The organism is Pseudomonas sp. PDM16 (assembly GCF_014851865.1).
GTDB lineage: Bacteria > Pseudomonadota > Gammaproteobacteria > Pseudomonadales > Pseudomonadaceae > Aquipseudomonas.
In genome coordinates this window covers 407,642-428,664 of record NZ_JACVAM010000001.1, presented here as the reverse complement: position 1 = coordinate 428,664, position 21,023 = coordinate 407,642, and the positions used below count along the sequence as shown (strand labels likewise).

17 protein-coding genes and 2 riboswitches are annotated in these 21,023 nt (G+C 64.4%); of the genes, 5 read left to right on the top strand and 12 right to left on the bottom strand.

The genetic code is table 11. The features are described from left to right. Nucleotides 1-2: 2 nt before the first annotated feature. Nucleotides 3-100, bottom strand: a riboswitch (glycine riboswitch). After that, a riboswitch (glycine riboswitch) is annotated at nt 101-191 on the bottom strand. 21 nt (nt 192-212) lie between these two features. From yegQ to IB234_RS01895, 5 genes are all read right to left on the bottom strand, one after another. Further along, nucleotides 213-1,517 carry a tRNA 5-hydroxyuridine modification protein YegQ gene (gene yegQ, locus IB234_RS01915; protein WP_192312987.1) on the bottom strand — a complete coding sequence of 435 codons (1,305 nt, stop codon included), beginning with the start codon at nt 1,515-1,517 and terminating at the stop codon, nt 213-215. Nucleotides 1,518-1,679: 162 nt separating this feature from the next. Further along, on the bottom strand, nt 1,680-3,128 hold the full coding sequence (locus tag IB234_RS01910) for an NAD(P)(+) transhydrogenase (Re/Si-specific) subunit beta (RefSeq protein WP_192312984.1): 1,449 nt from the start codon (nt 3,126-3,128) through the stop codon (nt 1,680-1,682). A 1-nt stretch (nt 3,129) separates the two neighbouring features. Then, entirely contained in the window at nt 3,130-3,444 is a 315-nt protein-coding gene (locus IB234_RS01905) for an NAD(P) transhydrogenase subunit alpha (protein ID WP_192312981.1), read from the bottom strand. 11 nt (nt 3,445-3,455) lie between these two features. Then, nucleotides 3,456-4,577 (bottom strand): Re/Si-specific NAD(P)(+) transhydrogenase subunit alpha, encoded by a 1,122-nt coding sequence (locus IB234_RS01900; RefSeq protein ID WP_192312977.1) that lies wholly within the window; start codon nt 4,575-4,577, stop codon nt 3,456-3,458. Nucleotides 4,578-4,998: 421 nt separating this feature from the next. After that, complete coding sequence (locus tag IB234_RS01895) at nt 4,999-5,526, bottom strand: DUF962 domain-containing protein (RefSeq protein WP_192312973.1); 528 nt, start codon at nt 5,524-5,526, stop codon at nt 4,999-5,001. Nucleotides 5,527-5,607: 81 nt separating this feature from the next. On the opposite strand from IB234_RS01895, the gene IB234_RS01890 reads away from it, so the two are divergent. Together IB234_RS01890 and IB234_RS01885 are read left to right on the top strand one after the other, a co-directional pair. Further along, nucleotides 5,608-6,300 (top strand): Crp/Fnr family transcriptional regulator, encoded by a 693-nt coding sequence (locus IB234_RS01890; protein ID WP_192312970.1) that lies wholly within the window; start codon nt 5,608-5,610, stop codon nt 6,298-6,300. A 63-nt stretch (nt 6,301-6,363) separates the two neighbouring features. After that, nucleotides 6,364-9,219, top strand: a complete 2,856-nt coding sequence (locus tag IB234_RS01885; RefSeq protein WP_192312965.1) for an EAL domain-containing protein — start codon at nt 6,364-6,366, stop codon at nt 9,217-9,219. Nucleotides 9,220-9,274: 55 nt separating this feature from the next. Here the strand turns inward: IB234_RS01885 and IB234_RS01880 are convergent, their stop codons facing one another. Beyond that, nucleotides 9,275-10,492: an HDOD domain-containing protein gene (locus tag IB234_RS01880; RefSeq protein WP_192312962.1), complete on the bottom strand. Its 1,218-nt coding sequence runs from the start codon at nt 10,490-10,492 to the stop codon at nt 9,275-9,277. 160 nt (nt 10,493-10,652) lie between these two features. Beyond that, nucleotides 10,653-11,240: a TetR/AcrR family transcriptional regulator gene (locus tag IB234_RS01875; RefSeq protein WP_192312960.1), complete on the bottom strand. Its 588-nt coding sequence runs from the start codon at nt 11,238-11,240 to the stop codon at nt 10,653-10,655. 82 nt (nt 11,241-11,322) lie between these two features. Here IB234_RS01875 and IB234_RS01870 point away from each other — a divergent pair, with 82 nt between their 5' ends. Together IB234_RS01870 and IB234_RS01865 are read left to right on the top strand one after the other, a co-directional pair. Next, a complete protein-coding gene (locus IB234_RS01870; RefSeq protein WP_192312958.1) occupies nt 11,323-12,060 on the top strand; it encodes an SDR family oxidoreductase in 738 nt (245 codons plus the stop codon). A 79-nt stretch (nt 12,061-12,139) separates the two neighbouring features. After that, the gene (locus IB234_RS01865) at nt 12,140-12,733 is read left to right on the top strand and encodes a 2-hydroxychromene-2-carboxylate isomerase (protein WP_192312956.1); all 594 of its coding nucleotides are present in this window, start codon (nt 12,140-12,142) and stop codon (nt 12,731-12,733) included. A 1-nt stretch (nt 12,734) separates the two neighbouring features. Here the strand turns inward: IB234_RS01865 and IB234_RS01860 are convergent, their stop codons facing one another. The 4 genes from IB234_RS01860 to IB234_RS01845 all read right to left on the bottom strand — a co-directional run bounded on the left by IB234_RS01860 (nt 12,735) and on the right by IB234_RS01845 (nt 18,457). Next, a complete protein-coding gene (locus tag IB234_RS01860) occupies nt 12,735-13,952 on the bottom strand; it encodes an HDOD domain-containing protein (RefSeq protein WP_192312954.1) in 1,218 nt (405 codons plus the stop codon). A gap of 174 nt (nt 13,953-14,126) precedes the next feature. Beyond that, nucleotides 14,127-15,404 carry a 4-aminobutyrate--2-oxoglutarate transaminase gene (gene gabT, locus IB234_RS01855; protein ID WP_192312953.1) on the bottom strand — a complete coding sequence of 426 codons (1,278 nt, stop codon included), beginning with the start codon at nt 15,402-15,404 and terminating at the stop codon, nt 14,127-14,129. Nucleotides 15,405-15,651: 247 nt separating this feature from the next. Then, the gene (gabD, locus tag IB234_RS01850; protein WP_192312952.1) at nt 15,652-17,103 is read right to left on the bottom strand and encodes an NADP-dependent succinate-semialdehyde dehydrogenase; all 1,452 of its coding nucleotides are present in this window, start codon (nt 17,101-17,103) and stop codon (nt 15,652-15,654) included. 325 nt (nt 17,104-17,428) lie between these two features. Next, nucleotides 17,429-18,457 carry an AraC family transcriptional regulator gene (locus tag IB234_RS01845; RefSeq protein WP_192312949.1) on the bottom strand — a complete coding sequence of 343 codons (1,029 nt, stop codon included), beginning with the start codon at nt 18,455-18,457 and terminating at the stop codon, nt 17,429-17,431. 458 nt (nt 18,458-18,915) lie between these two features. Here IB234_RS01845 and IB234_RS01840 point away from each other — a divergent pair, with 458 nt between their 5' ends. Then, the gene (locus IB234_RS01840; RefSeq protein ID WP_192312946.1) at nt 18,916-20,040 is read left to right on the top strand and encodes an HPP family protein; all 1,125 of its coding nucleotides are present in this window, start codon (nt 18,916-18,918) and stop codon (nt 20,038-20,040) included. 52 nt (nt 20,041-20,092) lie between these two features. Here the strand turns inward: IB234_RS01840 and IB234_RS01835 are convergent, their stop codons facing one another. Continuing rightward, nucleotides 20,093-20,956: a LysR family transcriptional regulator gene (locus IB234_RS01835; protein WP_192312943.1), complete on the bottom strand. Its 864-nt coding sequence runs from the start codon at nt 20,954-20,956 to the stop codon at nt 20,093-20,095. Between the last annotated feature and the right edge of the window lie 67 nt (nt 20,957-21,023).

Genomic DNA, 21,023 nt, shown 5'->3' with positions numbered 1-21,023 from the left:
GTGCCTCTCCCCCTGTCCTCTGTACCTGAGAGTTTGTGCGGCGTTGCCGCTTGCCCCTTCGGTGGGTCGCCCGTGGCGACCGCTCTCCAGTCGGCTATATCGGAATCTCGCAGTGCTGGGCCTGAGCGATCATGGGAGTTTGCGCCTTCGGCGGAGGGGCTCGCGGCCCCTCGCTCTCCTGCGAGGGCGCGCAGTATAGGGGGATGCCCGGCTCAAGCCAACTGACGCAGCAGCAGGGCGTGGCGCAGGTCGATGTCCTCCGGCAGCGGCAGATAGACGACGTGGCCGTCGCCTGGTGCCACTTCGGTGGCTTCGCCATTGGACTTTTCCAGGGTCCCGAGCAGGAAGTTCAGGTTGCCACGTGGCGTCATCAGTTCCAGCCGGTCGCCGACGGCGAAGCGATTCTTCACCCTCACCTCGACCAGTGCGCCACGCCGCTCACCAGTGAACTCGCCGACGAACTGCTGGTGTTCGGCGAGCGAGCTGCCGCGCTCGTAGTTCTGATACTCATCGTGCACGTGACGGCGCAGAAAGCCCTCGGTGTATCCGCGGTTGGCCAGCGACTCCAGGTCGCCCATCAGGCGCGGGTCGAACGGCCGGCCGGCCAATGCATCGTCGATGGCCCGGCGGTACACCTGGGCCGTGCGCGCCACGTAGAAATGGCTCTTGGTGCGACCCTCGATTTTCAGCGAGTGCACGCCCATCTGCAGCAGGCGCTGGACGTGCTGGACGGCGCGCAGGTCCTTGGAGTTCATGATGTAGGTGCCGTGCTCGTCCTCGAAGGCCTCCATCATCTCGCCCGGACGGGTCTGGTCCTCTAGCAGAAAGGTACGATCGGTCGGTGCGCCGGCCCCGAGCGTAGGCTGGCAGCCCTGCACGATGCCGCCCAGTTCGTTCTCGTGCCCCTCGTGAACCTGATATTTCCAGCGGCAGGCGTTGGTGCAGGCGCCCTGGTTGGGATCGCGTTTGTTGATGTAGCCGGACAGCAGGCAGCGCCCGGAATAGGCCATGCAGAGGGCACCGTGAACGAACACCTCCAGCTCCATCTGGGGTACCTGCTGGCGGATCTCTTCGATCTCCTCCAGTGCCAGCTCGCGGGACAGGATTACCCGTGTCAGCCCCTGGCGGCGCCAGAATTCGACGCTGGCCCAGTTCACTGCATTAGCCTGGACCGACAGGTGGATGGGCATCTGTGGAAAGCGCTCGCGCACCAGCATGATGAGCCCTGGGTCCGACATGATCAGCGCGTCAGGGGCCATGGCCACGACCGGCTCCAGATCCTTGAGGAAGGTCTTCAGCTTGGCGTTGTGCGGGGCGATGTTGACGACCACGTACAGGCGCTTGCCCTGGGCATGCGCCTCGTCGATTCCGATGGCCAGGTTGGCGTGATCGAATTCGTTGTTGCGGACCCTCAGGCTGTAGCGTGGTTGCCCGGCGTATACGGCGTCAGCGCCGTAGGCGAACGCATGGCGCATGGACTTGAGGGTGCCTGCGGGGGAGAGAAGCTCGGGAATCATCGGATCGCCCTGTCATGACGGGGAGGCGATTCTAGAGGCGAGTGCACCGCTGCCTATTGATCTGGCGCAGATGCGTGCCGCCTTCTGGCCCTGGCTGACGGGCGGCTGCTGCCCAATAAAAAACCCGGCGCAAGGCCGGGTTCTTCAATGGCACGGGTCGTCTCAGTCGACGGCCTTGACCATGTCCTCGATGACTTTCTTGGCGTCGCCGAAGACCATCATGGTTTTGTCCAGGTAGAACAGTTCGTTGTCCAGGCCGGCGTAGCCGCTGGCCATCGAGCGCTTGTTGACGATCACGGTCTTGGCTTTGTAGGCCTCGAGGATCGGCATGCCGGCGATCGGCGACTTCGGATCGTTCTTCGCAGCCGGGTTGACCACGTCGTTGGCGCCCAGCACCAGCACCACGTCGGCCTGGCCGAACTCGGAGTTGATGTCTTCCATCTCGAACACCTGCTCGTAGGGCACTTCGGCCTCGGCCAGCAGGACGTTCATGTGGCCAGGCATACGACCGGCAACCGGGTGGATCGCGTACTTCACGGTGACACCGCGGTGGGTCAGCTTCTCGGCCAGTTCCATCAGCGCGTGCTGGGCACGAGCTACCGCCAGGCCGTAGCCCGGAACGATGATCACGGTGTCGGCGTTGGTCAGCAGGAAGGCGGCGTCGTCGCTCGAACCGGATTTCACCGGACGGGCTTCCTGGGCGCCAGCCGGGCCGGACGCTTCTGCCGCGCCGCCGAAGCCGCCGAGGATCACGTTGAAGAACGAACGGTTCATCGCCTTGCACATGATGTACGAGAGGATGGCGCCCGAAGAACCTACCAGCGAACCGGCGATGATCAGCATCGAGTTGTTCAGCGAGAAGCCGATACCGGCCGCCGCCCAGCCCGAGTAGCTGTTGAGCATCGACACCACGACCGGCATGTCGGCGCCGCCGATCGGGATGATGATCAGCACGCCGATGATGAAGGCCAGGGCCACCAGTACGGCGAAGGCACGGATGTCACCGGTGAAGGTGAAGTACAGGCCCAGGCCGGCGATGGCCAGGCCAACCACCAGGTTGACCATGTGCTGGCCCTTGAACACCACAGGGGCGCCCTGGAACAGGCGGAACTTGTACTTGCCGGACAGCTTGCCGAAGGCGATCACCGAACCGGAGAAGGTGATGGCGCCGATGGCCGCGCCGAGGAACAGCTCCAGGCGGTTACCGGCCGGGATGGCGTCGCCCAGGGCGTGGACGATGCCCAGCGACTGCGGCTCCACTACCGCCGCAATGGCGATAAAGACTGCGGCCAGGCCGATCATGCTGTGCATGAAGGCGACCAGTTCCGGCATCTTGGTCATCTCGACGCGCTTGGCCATGATGGAGCCGGCGGTGCCGCCGACCAGCAGGCCGACCAGCACGTAGCCCAGGCCCTTGGCGGCGCCGCCTTCGGCCATTTCCGCGCCCAGCTTGAACACCAGGAACACGGTGGTGACCACGGCGATGGCCATGCCGACCATGCCGAAGGCGTTGCCCTGGCGGGACGAGGTCGGGTGGGACAGGCCTTTCAGCGCCTGGATGAAGCACACCGAGGCGACGAGATACAGCAGGGTGATCAGGTTCATGCTCATCTTATTTGCCCTCTGCCTTGGCTTTGGGCGCCTTCTTCTTGAACATTTCCAGCATGCGGCGGGTAACCAGGAAGCCACCGAACACGTTGACCGCGGCCAGGGCCACGGCCAGGGTGCCCATGGACTTGCCCAGCGGGGTCACGGTCAGGGCGGCGGCCAGCATGGCGCCGACGATGACGATGGCGGAGATCGCGTTGGTCACGGCCATCAGCGGGGTGTGCAGGGCCGGGGTGACGTTCCATACCACGTGGTAGCCCACGTAGATGGCCAGTACGAAGATGATCAGGTTGTAGATGCTGGGGGAGATCAGTTCCATCTCGCGACTCCTTAACCGTTCTTGCGCACGACTTCACCGCCCTTGCACATGAGGCAGGCAGCGACGATGTCGTCTTCGAGGTTGAGCTGGAACTGGGCTTCCTTGTCGATCACGAGCTTGAGGAAGTCCAGCAGGTTGCGGGCGTACAGGGCGGAGGCATCCGCCGGCACCAGCGCGGCCAGGTTGGTGTGGCCGACGAGGGTCACGCCGTGCTTGACCACGACCTGATCGGCCTCGGTCAGCGGGCAGTTGCCACCCTGGGCAGCCGCCAGGTCGATGACCACGGAACCCGGCTTCATCTCGGCGACAGTCGCTTCATGCAGCAGAGTCGGCGCCTTGCGGCCCGGGATCAGCGCGGTGGTGATGACGATGTCGGCCTGCTTGGCCTTCTCGTGCACGGCCTTGGCCTGACGCTCCATCCACGAAGCGGGCATCGGGCGGGCGTAACCGCCGACACCCTGGGCGCACTCGCGCTCTTCATCGGTCTCGAACGGTACGTCGACGAACTTGGCGCCGAGCGACTCGATCTGCTCCTTCACGGCCGGACGCACGTCCGAGGCCTCGATCACAGCACCCAGACGCTTGGCGGTGGCGATGGCCTGCAGGCCAGCCACGCCGGCGCCGAGGATCAGCACGCGGGCGGCCTTCACGGTACCGGCGGCGGTCATCAGCATGGGCATGAAGCGCGGGTAATGGTTGGCGGCGAGCATCACGGCCTTGTAGCCGGCGATGTTGGCCTGCGAACTCAGTACGTCCAGGCTCTGCGCGCGGGAGGTACGCGGGGCGGCCTCCAGGGCGAAGGCGGTGACGCCACGGGCGTTCATGCGCGCGATGGTGTCGTTGCAGAACGGGTTGAGCATGCCGACCAGCACGGCGCCGGACTTCATGTGAGCCAGTTCGGCTTCGGTCGGGGCGACCACTTTCAGCACCAGGTCGGCACCGAAGGCGGCGGCGTCGTTGCCGATGCTGGCGCCAACGGCTTCATAGGCGCTATCCGGGATGCTGGCGCTGACGCCTGCACCGGCCTGGACGGTCACCTGATGGCCCTGGCCAACCAGCTTCTTGACGGTTTCGGGCGTCGCGGCAACCCGCGTCTCGCCGGCGTGGGTCTCGAGAGGAACACCGATGTGCACTTAGAAATCTCCTGCGTGATCGTTTTGATGAACCAGCGCACTACGTGTGGCACGCGGGGTGTGGGATCAGCACAAAGCCGCACCGGAAGAGGGCGGGCGCGGCATTTTGCAGGCGAATGCGAAGGCCTTCAAGAAATTCTGAAGCGGTACTGTTTAATAACTACAAGTCACAGCGTGACTTGTAGTTATTGATCGGCATCGCAAAGTGCCGTTGTTGCTGGGATGCTGACAGATTTGCGGTAGATCGCGGCGCAGAGCGGCATTCGGGTCGTGAATGGCCGTTCGTCGATTTGGCTGGATAGGGAGTAGTCGTACGAGAAGGCGGCAGGAAATGTCGTGAAGGCGACGCCTTGTAGTGGGCGCTATGGGGGACTACGTTCTGGCGAAGGACGCGGCCGCTCAGGGGCGACCGCGAACTGGATCAGGAGGCCAAGGCCTTGCGAGGGTGGATGCACGTCGGACCGGCGCAGCGCTCCACGGCTTCCTGCACCTCGGGGCGCAGACCGAGCAGGAAGCCCAGCTCGGCCACCACGAACAACGGACCGACCACCAGACCCATCAGATCGTCGACGAAGGCCGGCTTGCGGCCCTCATAGTAGTGACCGATGAACTGGATGATCCAGCCGACCACGAACAGGCCAAGGCCGCCGCTCAGCCATACCATCGTGCTCTGCTGGGCCAAGACGGCGCCGGCCCACAGGCACAGGGCGAGCAATGCGCTCATCAGCAGGCCAAAGCGCAGGTCCAGGCGCAGATAGAAGAAGCCTGCGGCAAGCGCGGTGAGCAGAGCCGGCGAGGCCCACAGGCCGGCTACCTCCCACCCGGGGCGCGACAGCAGAACGGCTACGGCGACCACGATCATCGGAATGCCGATGAAGTGGCTGAGAATGTTGCGCCGGTCGCGGTGGTATTCCGCGTACTGGCCGAGATGATCGACGAGGGTTTTCATTGTTATGTCCTCAGCAAGGCAGGGTTGATGGCATGATCACGCCAGCTCCTGCATCACGACTGTCAGTTAGGCGACAAAGCCATGTCCGAAACTCCTGCTACCTACCGTTCCCTGCTGGACAGCGGTCAGTGGTTCAGCCATCTGCCGACCGTCCTGCGCGACGAGCTGCTGGGCGAGGCGCGCGTCCTGCAGCTGGAGCCAGGGCAGCTTCTGTTTCGTCGGGGCGACCCTCCCTGCGGCCTGTACGCAGTGCTGGAAGGGATGATGCGGGTCGGCGCGGTCAGTCGTGACGGCAAGGAGGCATTGCTGACGTTGGTCGAGCCGCCGTACTGGTTTGGAGAAATCTCGCTGTTCGACGGCCAGCCGCGCACCCACGATGCCTACGCCGAGGGTCCGACCCGCCTGCTGCAGGTGCCTCAGGCTGCGTTGCTGGCGCTGCTAGCTCGCGAGCCCGGCCACTGGCGCGACTTCGCCCTGCTGATGAGCCAGAAGCTGCGTCTGGCCTTCATCGCGCTGGAGGAGATGAGCCTGTTACCGGCCGCACCACGTCTGGCTCGGCGCGTGCTGATGATCGCGGAGGGCTACGGTGAAACGGGGCCCCGTCGGGTGCTGCACCTGGCTCAGGAGCAGCTGGCATTGATGCTCGGTCTGTCGCGGCAGACGACCAATCAGATCCTCAAGGACCTGGAGGCGCGCGGTGCTCTGCGCCTGACCTATGGCGAAATCGAGATCACCGATCTCGGGATCTTGCGTCAGGCTGCAGGCATCGGCTGAGGCTTGAGCTAATCTGGTAGAAGGCGTTTCGCCAGTATCCCCCTCCGCTTTCAGGTCGTCCCGATGTCGTCTGCTTTCCGTTGGCTCGTGCCAATGCTGTGTCTGGCGCTGTTCTGCGGTGCTGCCCGGGCCGAGCTACCACTGCTTGACCTGCGCGGCGCGGATGTCGACACGGTACCCGCCGTGCGGCTGTTGGAGGATGTGTCAGAGCAGCTGTCGCTGCACCAGGCGAGAGCCCATTTGCTGAGTGAGGGGCGTGTTCTGCAGAGCATTCCTTCGCTGGGCTGGAGCGATAGTGCCTGGTGGTTCGGTCTGCGTCTGGCTGGTCGCTCGGGCGAGCGCTACTACCTCTGGCTCGACCATACCTACCTTGATGATGTGCAGATCTGGGTGTTCGTCGACGAGCGCCTGCAGCTCTATCGCCAGGTCGGTGACCATCTGCCGTTCGCCCGCCGTGACGAACCGCTGCGCGCCTTCATGGTGCCACTGCCGACCCTGGGTGTCGGCGAGCAGGAGGTGATCATGCGGGTGCGCAGCACCTCGTCGATCAGCCTGCCGGTCAAGATCCTGCCAGCGGCGAACAAGGACCGCCTGCTGGCCACCACCTGGCTGAACAACGGCCTGATTGTCGGCGCATTGCTGGTGATGGCGCTGTTTCATCTGCTCAAGTTCGTCATCGCCCCGGACCGCCGTCTGGGTTACTACTGCGCGACGATCCTCAGCGTTGCCTGGTACGCGGCCGCAATCAACGACCTGACCAACCTGCTGCTCTGGCGCAACTGGCCGCCTGCCATGCAGTTCGAGACCAACCTGTTCGGTGTGCTCACGCTGATCTTCAGCACCCTGTTCATCAGCGCGTCGCTACGCCTGGACGAGGGACTGCCACGTTTGCTGCGCAACGTGCTGGTAGCTGGCCTGGCGGGTGCGCTTGTATGGGTGTTGCTGAGCCAGGGTCACAGTCTGGCAGCCCAGACGATGAACCTGATGATGCTGACGACCGGTTTGTTCCAGCTCGGCCTGACCCTGCTCGCCCTTTACCTGCGTCGCCCCTATGCCGGCTGGTTCGCGCTGTTCTGGAGCGCGGCGATCCTGCTCATGCTGATGCTCTCGTTGAGCCGTGCCGGTCTGGTGCCGCGCAACGCGTGGGTTGATGTGTTGCACGCCTGGCTGCCGGTGGTCTGCGTATTCCTATTCGGCATCCTCAATGGCCGCCAGTTGGAGGACGTGCGCCAGGCCCTGCTGGCCTCCCGCGAACAGGCCATCGTCAACCTGGAGCAGTATCGCGGGCTATTCCGTAACGCCGGCGAAGGTATCTTCCGCTGCAATCGCCAGGGGCTGCTGCTGGAGACCAACCCCAGCTTCCTGCGCCTGCTCGGGCGTACCGATGCCGATGCCGAACTGCTGCAGGCGCAGCCGATCCAAGGCCTGCTGGCGCCCGGTGATTGGCAGCGGCTGTGTGCGCAACTGAGCGAGACACAGAGCATCGCCAGTGGTGAGGTGCAGTTGCAGACCGCCGATGGCCTCAGTCGCTGGGTGCATCTGTCGTTGCACGAGCAGCGTGGCCAGCATTGTATCGAGGGTATCGTCGTCGACCTCAGCGAACGACGGGCGCTGGAGCAGCGCCTGGCACGCCTGGCCGCCCACGACTCGCTGACCGGGCTGGTCAATCGGCGTGAACTGGAGCGCCTGCTGCAGGGGAGCCTGGAGGGTGGTGGCCGGCGCTTCAGCCACCTGTTGTTCCTCGACCTGGACCAATTCAAGCAGGTCAACGATCTCTGCGGTCACTCCGCTGGTGACCAACTGTTGCGCCAGTTGGCTAACCATCTGCTCGGCTGTGTGCCGAGCCAGGCCGAGTTGGCGCGTATCGGCGGCGACGAATTCGCCGTGCTGCTGGCTGACTGCGACCGGGCCCAGGCGCTGGAACAGGCAGAGCGCCTGCGTCTGGCAGTAGAGCAGTTCGTGTTCAGCTATGGTGGTCGGCCGTTCCGGCTTTGCGTGAGCATCGGTGTGCTGGAGTTGGAGTCCGGTGTGCGTGACTGGGAGGAGGCGCTGAATTGGGCGGATAACGCCAGCAGCTTGGCCAAGTCGCAGGGGCGCAACCGCGTGCACCTGTTCAACCCGGCCGATGGCGCGCTGGTCGAGCACCAGCGCCAGCTGCAATGGATTACCCGCCTGCGCGAGGCCATCGAACAGCAGCACTTCGAGCTGTTCTATCAGCCGGTACGAGCGTTGCAGCGCGAGGAGGAGGGGCTGCACTACGAGGTGCTGCTGCGTTACCGCGATCCGCAGTCTGCCGAGTGGGTGGCGCCGGGGCAGTTCTTTGCCGCTGCCGAGCGCTACGGTTTCCTCGCTCAGATCGACCGCTGGGTGCTCCGTCGCTACTGCGAATGGTTGGCGGAGAATCCGCAGCACCAGATGGCGCTGAGCCAGGTCAACATCAACCTCAGCGCTCCTTCATTGCTCGATCCGGAGTTCCATGCACTGCTCGACGAGCTGCTCGACACCCACCGGCTTCCTGCCGGCAAGCTGTGCCTGGAGATTACCGAGATGGTCGCGCTGGCCGAGCTGGGGAGCTCTGCCGGCTGGATCGAGCGCCTGCGTCGGCGCGGCCTCAAAGTGGCGCTGGACGACTTCGGCAGCGGCTTCGCGTCTTACGCCTACCTGCGCCATCTGCCCCTGGACCTGCTGAAGATCGATGGCACCTTCGTGCGCGGTATCGAGCGCGATCCGATCAACCGTGCCATGGTCGGTTCCATGGTACAGATTGCCCGCCAGCTGGATCTGCACACGGTGGCCGAGTTCGTCGAGAGCGATGCGGCGCAGGATTGCCTTCGCGAGCTGGGAATCGACTACGCACAGGGCTATTTCATCGATCGCCCACGTCCCCTGGCCGAGTTGGCTGATGATCTCTCACAGTAGCAACTGATCCGGATGGGGTGGCCCCGGCGGCCTTTCTGGCGGGTGAGGCCCGCGCTCAACCTTCCGCCAGTAGATGTGAGGGAATACGTGCGAGAAACTCGCGGCGCAAGCCGAGCATTCGTGCAGGTCGGCTTTCGAGCAGCGACTCGGCGGGCTGACCTTCGGGCAGGTCGAGCAGAAGAGCGCTGAAGTTGAGCACCAGTGCTTCTCGCGAGAACACGCCGCCGCTTACCGTGTAGTAGGCCGAGATCAGCTCGCGCAGGCCCAGCGGCAGGCGCCAGCGAATGCGCAGTGCGGAGCCGAAGCCGGCAGCTCGCTGCTGCAGCGCCTGCGCTATATCGTCGTCCGACAGACTGCCGCCGCACTTCTGCCAGTCCTGCAGGCAGCGCAACAGGGCCAGTTCGCCAATGTTGTGCAGGAGCCCGGCCGTGTAGCAAAGCTCATGGTCCAGGCGCAGCTGAGCTGCCTGCCAATGCGCAAGCTCGGCACAGCGCTGGGCGTTCTTTCCCGCCCGTACGGCAATTTCAGCCAGTCGTGAGTCTTGCAGGCGAGCGTTGCGCTGTACGGCCATGCCCAGCACCAGATTGAGTGCCCGAGGTACGCCCAGACGTTGCAGCGCCTGGGGAAGCGTCTGGCAGGTGGCCCCGCGCCGCTCGGCGGCGCTGTTGGCAGCCGCGATCAGGCGGGCGGTTATCTGCGGGTCGCGCACGAACTCGCGGGAGAGCGAGCCAAGGTCGGTTTCACTGGCCTGAAGGCTCCGGCTGACGGCCACGCGCACGTCTGCCAGGAGGGGTGCCCCTTCGCTGTCTTCGCGCATGTTGTCGAGATACTGGGCGAGATCATTGACGAGCGGCGGCGCCGGCGTCGAGCCGCTTTCGTTGCTGGCAGTCGGCAGCAGGCTGGCCAGGCGCTGGCGCAGGTGCTCTGCATTGAAGGGCTTGGCCAGGTACGCGGCGGGTGCCAGCGGCAGCACCGCGCGCACGCTGCTGGCATCGACACGATTACTGATGAGGATGCATGGCAGGGCGGGCGAGCGCGAATGTCTCCGCAACTGGCGCAGCAGTTCGATGCCATCCAGGCCAGGCAGTTCGCCATCGGCGATGAGCAGATCCGGTAGGCGACGACGGCACCTCAGCAGGGCCGACTGGCCGTCCGTGAAGCGCTGTACCTGGGCGTCGCTACGGATATCGAGCACCAACTGAGTCAACAGGTCGGCTGTCCAGGGGTCGGCTTCGGCGATCAGAACTTCCGGGGCTGCGGCCGCGGCAGGCATGGAGACCTCGAGTGATTTCAAGACGATTCCGTCAGCAGGTGAGGCTGGCGTTTTCGCCGGCCATCAGGCCTTGGGGCTGGTTGGCCGCCAAAGCTGAACATGACGTCAGGATAACGCCACTGAATAGCTGCTACGAGCGCTCTGGATCAATACTCGGCTCTTATTTCTTACTACTTTGGGAGTAATTTTCGTCGTGCGCGGGCACGCTCACGGCGATCAGTGCCTTGCTCGCTTCGAGTACTTCCCCCTGGCGCTCGGGGGTGGCCATCATCCGAGCGACCACCAGGGCGCCGACGCACTGGGCGAGGATGGCCCAGGCCAGTTGCGGGTCGCCGAGCTCTGCGGCCCAGGCCTGTTGCAGACGCACCAACCAATTTTCGGCGTTCTCGCGCACGCCGATATCGGCGCGGGCTATTTCGGCACCCAGGGTGGGTATGGCGCAGCCGCTGTCGGGCTGCTCGACATGCTTCATGCTCAAGTACATGGCCAGGCAGCGCCTAAGCTTGTCGCGGCTGGCCTCGCCGCTGCCGAGCAGCTCCAGGCTGTGGCTCAGCTCGCGCTCGACGATGGCGGCGAACAGTTCGTCCTTGGACGAGAAGTGCCCATAGAAGGCGCCGCCGGTCAGACCGATGGCCTTCATCAGGCCGTCGACACCGGTGCCGGCGAAACCACCCCGCTTGGCCAGAACACCGCTGGCCTGCAGCAGCTTCTCCCGGGTCTGGGCCTTGTGCTCGGCGGAATAGCGCATGACGAACTCCTGCTTGACGGGTGTCGAAAGCTTAGCATAACGTTCGTTTACTAAACGATCGTTTATCAAAGAGGTGAGCGACATGAGTGATAACAACGACAAGAAAGTGGTGCTGGTGATTGGCGCTGGCGATGCCACTGGAGGTGCAATCGCCAAACGCTTTGCCCGCGAGGGCTACGTCGCTTGCGTGACCCGACGCAGTGCAGAAAAGTTGCAGCCGCTGGTGGACAGCATTCGCGCAGAGGGAGGTGAGGCCCATGGCTTCGCCTCCGACGCGCGCAAGGAGGAGGAGGTTGCCGAACTGGTCGAGCAGATCGAGCGCGACATTGGTCCGATCGAGGCATTCGTCTTCAACATCGGCGCCAACGTGCCGTGCAGCATCCTCGACGAGACCGCGCGCAAGTACTTCAAGATCTGGGAAATGGCCTGCTTCGCCGCCTTCCTATCCGCCCAGGCTGTGGCCCGACGCATGGTCACCCGCGGCCGCGGCACCATCCTCTTCACCGGCGCCACCGCCGGTCTGCGCGGGGCCTCGCACTTCGCTGCCTTCGCCGGCGCCAAGCACGGTGTACGCGCCCTGGCGCAGAGCATGGCGCGCGAGCTGGGGCCGCGGAACATTCACGTGGCCCACGTGGTGGTGGACGGCGCCATCGACACCGCCTTTATCCGCGACACTTTCCCCGATATGTACGCGCGCAAGGACCAGGACGGCATCCTCAACCCCGAGCATATCGCCGACAACTACTGGTTCCTGCACAGCCAGCCGCGCGATGCCTGGACCTTCGAGCTCGATCTCCGCCCCTGGATGGAAAAATGGTAACGACTGGCTGCGCGACGGTGAGGCGTCGTTGGCGAGTCGTGGTTGCGTGCTCCAATAACAAAGCAGAAGAGCAAAAAACATGAGCAAGACGGTCGAGTTCTATTTCGATTTCGGTAGCCCCACTACCTATCTGGCCTGGACCCAGCTGCCGGCGCTGTGTGCCGAGACCGGAGCGGCTCTGGTGTACAAGCCCATATTGCTGGGCGGAGTGTTCCAGGCCACCGGCAACGCCTCGCCGGTGACCATCCCGGCCAAGGGCCGCTTCATGATTCAGGATCTGGCGCGCTACGCGCGGCGCTACCAGGTGCCGATGCAGTTCAACCCACATTTCCCGATCAATACCCTGCCGCTGATGCGCGCCGCAGTGGCCGTTCAGCAACGCATGCCGGAGCGCTTCGAAGCGTTTCTCAAGCTGATCTTCGAAGCCATGTGGGTGCAAGCGCGCAACCTGGGTGACCCGGCCGTATTGGGCGAGGTACTGGCATCCGACGGCTTCGATCCGCAGCAAATGCTGGCGCTGATCGCCGAGCAGGAAGTGAAGGATGCGCTCAAGGCCATTACCGAGGAGGCGATCAAACGTGGCGTTTTCGGTGCGCCGGCGATGTTCGTCGGCGATGAGCTGTTCTTCGGCCAGGACCGCCTGGACTTCGTGCGCGAAGCCCTGAAGGCCTGAGTCAACGTACGTCGGCCAGTCGCGGCATCGCCTCCAGGAGGGTGGCGTCCAGGCGCAACATGCGCGCGCTCTTGTGGTTGGCCAGTGCCGCGAATGACTGATCCGGTGCCACGTCGGCCGCCTGGGCCGCCAGGTTGAGCACCAGCGCCTCGCGCGAATAGACGCCGCTGTCGAGCTGATAGACCGCAGCCACCAGCTGACGCAGCTCCAGCGGCAGGCGCCAGCGTATGCGTAGCGACGAGCCGAAGGGGGCGGCGTGCGTTGCAAGTGCGTCCTCGATGAGCTTGTCGTCCAGAGCCCCTCCACGGGTGTGCCAGTCCTGCAGAGACCGCAGCAATGCCAGGTCGCCCAGCTGGTGCAGCAGGCCGGCGGTGAAGCAACGTTCGGCGTTGGCATCCAGCCTGCTGGCGAGCCAGTGGGCCAGTTCTGCCACACGTTGTGATCTGGACCAGCACTTCACGCCTATGGCCGACAGTAGTGGGTCATCGAGAGCCGCTCCGCGCTGCATGGCCAGGCCCAGTGCGAGATTGAGGCTGTGCTTGGTGCCCAGGCGATGCAGCGCCTGGGCCAGCGTTTGGCAGCTGCCGCCGCGATGCGCCGCGGCGCTGTTGGCTGCGGCGATCAGCTGGGCGGTGAGCTGCGGGTCGTTGTAGAAGCGTTTTTCCAATTCCTCCAGATCCGGAGCCGTAGGCGCCTGGAGCAGCTCCAAACCTGCGTGGATCTGGTTCAGCAGCGGTGCGCCAGCCGCCGTTTCGCGGGCCTTCTCCAGGTACTGATCGAGCGTTTCCTGTGGCACCAGCTCCGGCAGTGGACAACTGATGTCCTCGCCTGGCTGCAGCAGGACCTGGCGCAAGCGGCGCAGCAGGTCTTCGGCATCGAACGGCTTGGCCAGATAGGCGGTGGGCGCCAGCGGCACGGCGGCGCGCACGCTGTTGGCGTCGATCTTCTCCGTGATCAGGAAGAACGGCAACGGCGGCTGGGCCTTTTGCCGCCGCACCTCGCGCAGCAGGTCGAGGCCACCGATGCCGGGTAGGCCGAAGTCGACGATCATCAATTGCGGGGTGGCCTGGCGGCATTGCTGGAGCACGCTGTCGCCGTCGCCCAGCGCGACGATGTCGGCGTCGCAACGGGCGCTGCGTACCAGTTGGCAGATGAGGTCGGCGGTCCAGCGGTCCGCTTCGCCGATGATGACGCGGGGAGCCCGCAGCGACTGGGCCATGACAGTACTTCTCTGGGGACAGCCGCGTGGCGGCCAGTCCCAAGCAGACTAGTCGCCTGCCATGTCATGGGCAAAAAAAGACCCGCCGAGGAGGCGGGTCACGGGGGGTAGACGTCCGGAGTGTCGAGGCCCGGACGAATCCGCTGCCACCCGCGTGCGGGCGGCGCGCAGGTCTTACGCCAGTTCGTCGAAGCACTCGGCGACGATGGCGATGCCTTTTTCCAGCTGGGCATCGGGGATGGTGACCGGCATCAGGAAGCGCAGCACGTTGTAGTAGGTGCCGCAGGACAGCAGGATCAGACCCTTCTCGCGAGCGCGGGCAACGATCTTGCCGACCAGTTCGGCGGCCGGCTTGCTGTGGTCGCCGCCTTCGAATAGCTCGATGGCGACCATCGAGCCCAGGCCGCGCACGTCACCGATGACCTTGTGTTTGGCGGCGATGGCGTTGAGGCCGGCCTTGAGCTTCTCGCCCACGGCTTGCGACCGCTCCAGTAGTTTCTCTTCCTCGAACACTTCCATCACGGCCAGGGCCGCGGCGCAGGCGATCGGGCTGCCGGCATAGGTGCCGCCCAGGCCGCCCGGGGCGATGCTGTCCATGATCTCGGCCTTGCCGCATACGCCGGAGATCGGGAAGCCGCCGCCGACCGATTTGGCGAAGGTGGTCAGGTCCGGCACGATGCCCAGTTGCTCAGTGGCGAAGAAGGTGCCGGTACGGCCAGCGCCGGTCTGTACTTCGTCGGCGATCAGCAGGATGCCGTGCTGGTCGCACAGGGCGCGCAGGCGCTGCATGAACGGCTTGGAGTTGACGTAGAAGCCACCCTCGCCCTGCACCGGCTCGATGATGATCGCGGCGATGTCCTGGGGCTGGGCGTCGTTCTTGAAGATGCGCTCGATGCTGGCGATCGACTCGTCTTCGCTGATGCCGTGCAGCGGGCACGGTGCCAGGGCGCGGAACACGCCACCCGGCATCAGGCCCATGCCGGCGGAATACGGAACCACTTTGCCGGTCAGGCTCAGGGTCATCATGGTGCGGCCGTGATAGGCGCCGGTGAAGGCGATCACGCCGGCGCGGCCGGTGGCGGCACGGGCGATCTTCACGGCGTTCTCGACGGCTTCGGAGCCGGAGGTGACCAGCAGGGTCTTCTTGGCGAAGTCGCCCGGTACGCGCTTGGCAATCTCTTCGCACAGGGCGATGTAGGGCTCATAGGCCAGCACCTGGAAGCAGGTGTGGGTCAGCTTGGTCAGCTGTTCCTGCACGGCGGCGATCACCTTCGGGTGCAGGTGGCCGGTGTTCAGCACGGCGATACCGCCGGCGAAGTCGATGTACTCGCGGCCGTCGACGTCCCACACGGTGGCGTTCTCGGCGCGCTCGGCGACGATCGGGTGGATCTGGCTAACGCCACGGGCCACGGCAGCCTGGCGACGTTGCAGGAGGGATTCGTTCTTGCTCATGTTGTCCTCATAAGCCGCTTATGGCGGCTCGGTCCAAGGATGATGACGGGGCTGGGTGGGCGTGACAGCTAACGATGATCGAACTGTCGCCTACCCGCTGGCCGTCGGCTGGGTTAGCCGGTGCCACCACCGGAAACGCCGACGCCGGGTGACCACGACTCCTGCCTGTCACCCGACACCCACGGATTCATATCTGGAAAGCTTGAAACTGATTCATGGCCGACGCGCAGCAGGCCATGGACCGGCTTCAGACGCCGCCCAGGCACATATATTTAATCTCGAGGTAGTCCTCGATGCCGTACTTGGAGCCTTCACGGCCAAGGCCAGAGGCCTTCACGCCGCCGAACGGCGCCACTTCGTTGGAGATCAGGCCGGTGTTGATGCCGACCATGCCGTACTCCAGGGCCTCGGCCACGCGGAATACACGGCCCAGATCACGAGCATAGAAGTAGGAGGCCAGGCCGAACTCGGTGTCGTTGGCCTTGGCGATCACTTCGGCCTCGTCCTTGAAGCGGAACAGCGGCGCCAGCGGACCGAAGGTCTCTTCCTTGGCCACGGCAGCGTTGCTCGGCACGTCGATGAGGATGGTCGGCTCGAAGAAGCTACCGCCCAGGGCGTGCGCCTTGCCGCCGGCGACCAGCTTGGCGCCCTTGCTGAGGGCGTCCTCGATGTGCTCCTGGACCTTGGCCACGGCCTTGTTGTCGATCAGCGGACCGGTGGTGGTGCCGTCTTCCAGACCGTTGCCGATCTTCAGCTTGGCCACTGCCGCTTTCAGCTTCTCGACGAAGGCGTCGTACACGGAATCCTGGATGTACAGGCGGTTGGCGCAGACGCAGGTCTGGCCATTGTTGCGGTACTTGGAGATCAGCGCGCCTTCGACGGCGGCATCCAGGTCGGCGTCGTCGAAGACGATGAACGGCGCGTTGCCGCCCAGCTCCAGGGACACTTTCTTGATGTCGTGGGCGCATTCGGCCATCAGCTGGCGACCGATTTCGGTGGAGCCGGTGAAGGTCAGCTTGCGTACGATCGGGTTGCTGGTCAGTTCGCTACCGATGTCACCTGCGCTACCGGTGACCACACTGAACACGCCTTTCGGGATGCCGGCGCGCTCGGCCAGTTCGGCCAGGGCCAGGGCGGAATAAGGGGTCTGCGAGGCAGGCTTGAGCACCATGGTGCAGCCAGCGGCCAGGGCCGGGCCGGCTTTGCGGGTGATCATCGCCGCCGGGAAGTTCCACGGGGTGATGGCTGCGGTCACGCCGATAGGCTGTTTGATCACGATCAGACGCTTGTCCGGCTGATGGCCCGGAATCACGTCGCCGTAGACGCGCTTGGCTTCTTCGGCGAACCACTCGATGAAGGAGGCGGCGTAGGCGATCTCGCCCTTGGCTTCGGCCAGCGGCTTGCCCTGTTCCAGGGTCATCAGACGGCCCAGATCGTCCTGGTTGGCCATGATCAGCTCGAACCACTTGCGCAGCTTCTGTGCGCGCTCCTTGGCGGTCAGTGCACGCCAGGCCGGCAGTGCCTTCTCGGCTGCCTCGATGGCGCGACGGGTCTCGGCCGCGCCCATCTTCGGCACGCTGCCGAGGATCTCGCCGGTGGCCGGGTTGTTGACCTTGATGGTCTGGCCGCTGTCGGCGTCCAGCCAGGTGCCGTCGATATAGGCTTGCTGGCGGAAGAGCTGGGCGTCTTTCAGTTGCATGGCGTTCTCCTGTACACGCGGCGCCACGGAGGCAGGCAGTAGGAAGGTAAAAGGTAGCCGACCGGAGCGGGCTGGGCGTTTGAAATGTCAAACGAATGCTAGGGCCGACGTCGACAAAGGGCAATAGCTATGTTCGATAAAACCAACAAAATAATCAAAAAGAATGACGACTGACCTGCGGCTGATTATTTCGTGCTCAATCATGTGTCAGGCGAGGCGGCGCGTGCATTTCGCCGGCCTCGGGTGCCTCGGAGGAATTCGCTCTGAGTGTTCGATATAAAGAACGTTTGTGCTGGCCACGCGTTGTAGCCCCGTTCGCCAAGCGCTACAGCGCTGGTCGCACGCTATCGCGGTACTGACTGGGACTCTGCCCGGTCCAGCGCTTGAAGGCGCGGCTGAAACTGCTGCTGTCGGAGAAACCGAGCAGGTAGGCCACCTCGCTGATTGAGCAGTCGGCCTCGCGCAGGTGGTTCAACGCCAGGTCACGGCGGGTATCGGCCAGCACCTGTTCGTAGCTGCTGCCCTCGTCGCTGAGGTGGCGCTGCAGGCTGCGCAGGCTCAGGTGCAGGCCGTGGGCCAGGCTCTCGGCGGAGGGTTCGCCGTTCGGCAGGCATTGTTCCAGCGAGCGACGCAGGCGGCGGGCCACGGTGTCGGGTTGCAACGCTTCCAGGCGCCGCTGCAGCACCGCCTCGTTATGTGCGGCCAGCTCCGGATTGCCGTCGCCCAAGGGGCGGTCCAGGTCGGCACTGGCGAAGCACAGCATGTCTTCGTTGGCGGCGAAGTGCACCGGCGCGCGAAATACCTGCAACCAGGGCTGTGGATTTTCCGGGGCAGGGCGGCGCAGGTGCACGGCTTGTGGTGCGTAATCACGGCCCAGACGGTTGCGACAGGTGCGCACGTAGATGGCGGCGAAAGCGTCGATGGCCTCGGGTGCCGGGGCAGGGGTGTCCGGTGCCAGGCCGAAGTGCAGCTCGCAGGTGTCGCCAGCGTCGTGCAGGCTCAAGGCCAGGGCGTCACTGACAACCTGGTGGTAACGCACGATGCGTTCGAACACCTCGCGCAGGCTGCTGCTGGCCATGACGGCCATGCCAAGGGCGTGAAAGGTGGTCGGCGCGACATGCCGCGAGGTGCTGAGGCCCAGTGCGGGGTCGCCGCTGGCGGCGACCGCCAGGTGCCAGAGACGAGTGGTGGCATCGAGAGGGAAGCGCGCGTTGGCGTCATCCGTCAGCGCCGGGTCGAGGCCGGCCTCCCTGCACAACGCTGCGCTATCCAGGCCGAGGGCATCCAGTTGGAGCCGCAGGGCTCGTGTCCAGCTGGCAAGTGTGGATGGCAGGGGTGTGGTCGGGCTGGGCATCGGCTTTGGTTCTGCTCGCCTGGGTAACCGGATGGTAGCTGTCCGCGACCGTCAAAGCGGCTCCCCGGTCTGTCGTTGTCGGGTTCAAGGCGTCGATTCTTAATCGATATCCGCTGCCAAAGGAACCTTCTGATCGATTTCCGCAGGCAGGCCCGAGTCCGTGCATGACCGACTCTCGGAGTGAGGCTGGGTGAGCCGTGCATCCTTTAAGTAAAAATAAATGAACTGTCTGTTAGATATTATTAGTTTGTTGTGACTTATTCGGATCGGCACACTACGCGCCACCAGAATTTTGGCAGGCCACCAGAGCCCCATAGCCACCGTCGATGTTTTTAAGCTGCCTGTTCAGGGCGGTTTGATTATTTCTTAGTCCATGGAAGGACGCTCCTGACGCGACCCAGCGTCTTCAGGCCCCCCGCGTTCGCTGGCGGGCCTTTTTTCTTGCCCTGTACCGCCAAATGACAGTTCTTACATCGTTGAAAACCTGGCTCTCCGGATTCCTTCCGGCGGTGCCTGCCACGCGGCCGGGAGAATGGCTGCGGGTAGCCTGCGGCTGCTTCCTGGGCATGCTGATCAGTCTGCTGCTCTGCCTGCAACTCTTTCCCGAACAGTTGTTGATGTACCTGTTCGGTCCTTTGGCCGCGTCATCCGTGCTCCTGTTTGCCGTGTCGTCGGGTGCGTTGGCTCAGCCCTGGTCTTTCCTGGTCGGCTACCTGGTGTCCAGTCTGGTAGCCGTAAGCCTCGGTCACTGGCTGGGTTACTCGCTGACGCATGCCTGCATCGCGGTTGGGCTCAGCGTACTGCTCATGAGCCTGCTTCGTTGCCTGCACCCTCCCGCCGGCGCGGTGGCGCTATGCGTTCATCTCAGTGGCGCGGCGGTGCAGCAGCATGGCTTCGGGCTGGTCGTGCCGATCATCAGTGCGGCCACCTGCCTGCTCGTCTGTGCCCTGATCTACAACAACCTGACTGGGGCGCGGTATCCCAAGCGTCTGGAAAGCCCCGATCTGCATCGGACACGCGATCCCTCGTCGGAGCTTCGAGTCGGCATATCCGACGATGACCTCGAGCACGCACTGGAAGACTTCGGCGAGTTCGTCGACATCACCCGGGACGACCTCGCGCGCCTGGTCCGTGCGACCGAGCGCCATGCGCTTCGGCGTGGCATGGGACGAATGGTGGCCGAACAGATCATGTCGCGCGATCTACGCTGCGTCAGCCCGAGTACTCGCCGCGAGCAGGCGCTGGCCATGCTGCGCCGTCACCGCCTGCGCAGCCTGCCGGTGCTGGACGACGACAGGCGGCTGGTGGGAATCGTCAGCCTGGTCGACCTCATCAGCCGGCCCCGCGGTGTCAGCCCGTTCCTGCCCTGGAAGCTGGGCAAGCGCGTTCTCGTCGGCCAGCTGATGACCAGCCCTGTTCGCCATGTGCAGAGTCAGGCTCATGTCGTGGAGCTGATTCCCCTGCTTTCCACCCAGGGGCTGCACTGTCTGCCGGTGCTGGAGCAGGAGGAACTGGTTGGCATCGTTACCCAGACGGATCTGATCGCCGCGCTGCAGCGCAACCTGCTCGAGCACCTGGGCTGATCGCGATTGCAGATGCGTGGTATCTGCTCTCATCTTGGGTACAAGAGCGGCGCTAGATCATCGGGTCCCAGCGCTGGGACCAGTCGCTGACGTGGGCCACCAGGTCGTGCAGGCATTCGATGGCCTGACGCAGCGAGGCGGGGTGCCGATCACGGGAATACAGCAGGTAGACCGGGTAGGTGAACTCCGGCGCCTGCGGTACCAGTTCGAGCATGCCGCAATCCAAGTAGCTCTGTACGACCCGCGTGCGGAAGTAGCCCGCGCCGCCGTACTCGAGAATGTATTGGAGCGCCAGGGGGCCGAGGTTGAAACTGACTTCGGCACGTGTGTTCTGCGGCAGCGCCGCATTGTGCCGATGCCTGAAGTCCTCGCCCCAGTCGACGAATACATAAGGGCCGGACTGATGTGGATTGCGTACCTGAACGAGCTTCTCCTCCATCAGTAGCTCGACCTGAACGCCCTGCCAGTACAAGGGGTGGTAGACCAGAGCGGCATCGAGTGCGCCCTGTTCGAGCCTGCGCAGCAGGTTGACGCCGTCGCCGATGTGAGTGTGCACGGCGAGCTGGGGTGCGGATTGGCGCATGGCGCCCACCCATTTCAGCATCAGTGGATTGCACAGACTCGGCTCGCCGCCGATGTGCAGTATCTGCGCGCAGCTCTGGGGGAGCGGCAACTCCTGCTGTGCGGCTTCCCAGGCCATTACCATGCGGGTGGCGAAGTCGACGAACGCCTCGCCATCGGGGGTCAGTCGGGCACCCGAACGATTGCGGACGAACAGGCTGCAGTTGAGCTGGCTTTCCAGGCTCTGCACGCGAGCGGTGATCGCCGCCTGGGTCAGATGAAGTTGCTCTGCAGCTCCGATGAAACTGCCGCAGCGAACGATCTCCAGAAAGGTGCGTGCCAGGTCAATGGCCATGTCGGCTCCGGTATTGGGCTAGGGCGCTATGGTTCCAGCCCCTGCCGGGCAACTCAACTTGAGGTGG